The following is a 1,976-nucleotide window of genomic DNA, read 5'->3' on the forward strand; positions in this document are numbered from 1 at the left end:
GGGTTCGAGATACTGTTTGGCTGAGAACGCATCGGGCACCCCAGCAGGAACCTCTGCGGCCCGGCCCGCTTAACCTAGGTGACACAGGATATCGCGGGTCGGGCCACCCCACCGCTTGAAGGTGGGGGTTTAATTCTGCATCCATATTAGCGGACTCGCAACTTTCGCTGTTTGCGACTGAAGCCCGTGCATTAGTCGGGTCAGCCGCCCGACTGGAACATCGTGACGGGCAGGCGGTTATTTGATTGGACGGCACGGTGTGTCCTCCCAGTCTATCCGTGCCGTCTGATAGGCAAGCAACGGAGCCCGCTCGACCCTCCCTCAGGAGTGGGCTCCAGCCGTTCTGGCGAACTGGATCTTCGCTGCCTACATCGCCACCATGAGCACCGGCTGGACCCTTCAAAGAGCTGATCGAGGCGGGTATGTCCGTCACGGCCGGATGGCTCGACTGCCACCGCTCTCAGCGGCTCGATCTAGCGGTGTAACGCGACCGCTTCGGCGCTGATGCGCCCGCCATGGAGTGGATCTTGCCGAAGATGAATTGCGCCGGCGGCGAGCGTGTCACGCTGACCTATTCACCCGACACCAGCCCGAAAGACCTCAAGGGCCTCGCGACGCTGGCGCTCCGCCCAGTTTGGTTGGTCCGTTTGGATCAGTTGTCACTCGCCTCGCGCCCAGAGACGTGGGCGATAAATATCCGGAAGAAAACATGCGGCAGGTCGGCAGCGGCTTGCGGCGCACCTGGCTTCACCGCGCCCGGTTCCCACCAATCCGCATGCCTGCTGAGCAGGGCCCAGGCGTGGTCGCGCTGGAGCTTGTGTCCGACGCGGTCCGGAAGTTCCTCATAGCGCCCGTCGACAACCACGCTCTTCCAGCTTCTGCCGGGGCCCCGCTCATCGACTTGGACCGAGACGAGCGGATTGCTGCGCATCCAATCGATCTTCTTGCCCAACATCGAGAACGCATAGAGATGATTGTCCGAATGGGCATAATAGAGCGGAACGATGTAAGGCTGTCCGTCTTTTGCGCAGGCCAGCCGAGCGAAGCGGTTGGCCGTTAGCAGCTTTGTACATTCCAGCGTGGCAAGTGTGCGGATGAGCATGGGCGTCTCCTATTCCTTCGCGGTCGCGGTGTCCCCATCTGCGGCCGCATCGCCATCTCGCCTCGGATTGCCGCGTCGACCGGTGTTCTGGACGCGCGCGGCCTCGTCCCAGATGGAAACCACGTCATCGTCTGAGAGCTGAGGAAACTTGAGGTAATTTTGGCTGAGCGCCCGGAAATGCGCCGGTTCGCTGAGGCAGACGGTCCAGTCGGCTTCGTAGGCAAGATCGGTCAACGTCTCTGGCGATGCCACCGGGAGGGCTACGACGATTTGCCGAGGTGAACGTCTCTTAAGCGCGCGGATCGCGACTTTCATCGTCGTCCCGGTGGCCGCGCCGTCGTCAACGATGATCACCGTCTTGCCGCATATCTCCAAAGGAGCGCGCTTGCCGCGATATGCGGTACGACGTCTCTCGAGCTCCGGACGTTCCTTTGCGACCAGCACCCGAAGTTCGTCATCGCCGAGCGAATAAGCCTCCACGACGTCCCGGTTGAGCACCACGTCCGGCGGATCGCCATCAACGATTGCGGCGGCTGCCAGTTCCGGATTTCCCGGCGCTCCGACCTTCCGCACTATCGCCAGATCAAGTGGTGCCTTGAGGGCCTTTGCGATCTCGACGGCGACCGGTACGCCGCCCCGTGGCAATGCGAGCACGATCGGGTTCTCGAGCTGAAGCTTTTCCAGTTCGGCCCCGAGCTTTCGTCCCGCCTCCTCGCGATCGCGAAACATTGGCATTTCCTCCTCAATGATCGTTACCCGATCGGATGCTTGCTACCCGCCTGATTTCGGCACCAGGAGTGGAATAATCCGGTCGCTCTTGGCGACGGCCGGGCGGCCGGAGGCGGCATAGGGGATGCCGAGCGCGTCCCAGGTC

2 protein-coding genes are annotated in these 1,976 nt (G+C 62.2%); both read right to left on the reverse strand.

What is annotated here, in order from left to right; translation table 11 throughout:
• Positions 1 to 652 precede the first annotated feature (652 nt).
• Positions 653 to 1,102 carry a pyridoxamine 5'-phosphate oxidase family protein gene (locus EOA49_RS31705; RefSeq protein WP_127242273.1) on the reverse strand — a complete coding sequence of 150 codons (450 nt, stop codon included), beginning with the start codon at positions 1,100 to 1,102 and terminating at the stop codon, positions 653 to 655.
• A gap of 9 nt (positions 1,103 to 1,111) precedes the next feature.
• On the reverse strand, positions 1,112 to 1,831 hold the full coding sequence (locus EOA49_RS31710; RefSeq protein ID WP_127242272.1) for a phosphoribosyltransferase: 720 nt from the start codon (positions 1,829 to 1,831) through the stop codon (positions 1,112 to 1,114).
• Positions 1,832 to 1,976: the final 145 nt, after the last annotated feature.

This window comes from Mesorhizobium sp. M1A.F.Ca.IN.020.04.1.1, from assembly GCF_003997315.1.
In the GTDB taxonomy this organism is placed as follows: Bacteria; Pseudomonadota; Alphaproteobacteria; order Rhizobiales; family Rhizobiaceae; genus Mesorhizobium.

What these genes read in the sequence shown, in the direction of transcription:
- EOA49_RS31705 (WP_127242273.1), bottom strand. Translation starts at nt 1,102, where the DNA reads ATGCTCATCCGCACACTTGCCACGCTGGAATGTACAAAGCTGCTAACG.
- EOA49_RS31710 (WP_127242272.1), bottom strand. Translation starts at nt 1,831, where the DNA reads ATGTTTCGCGATCGCGAGGAGGCGGGACGAAAGCTCGGGGCCGAACTG.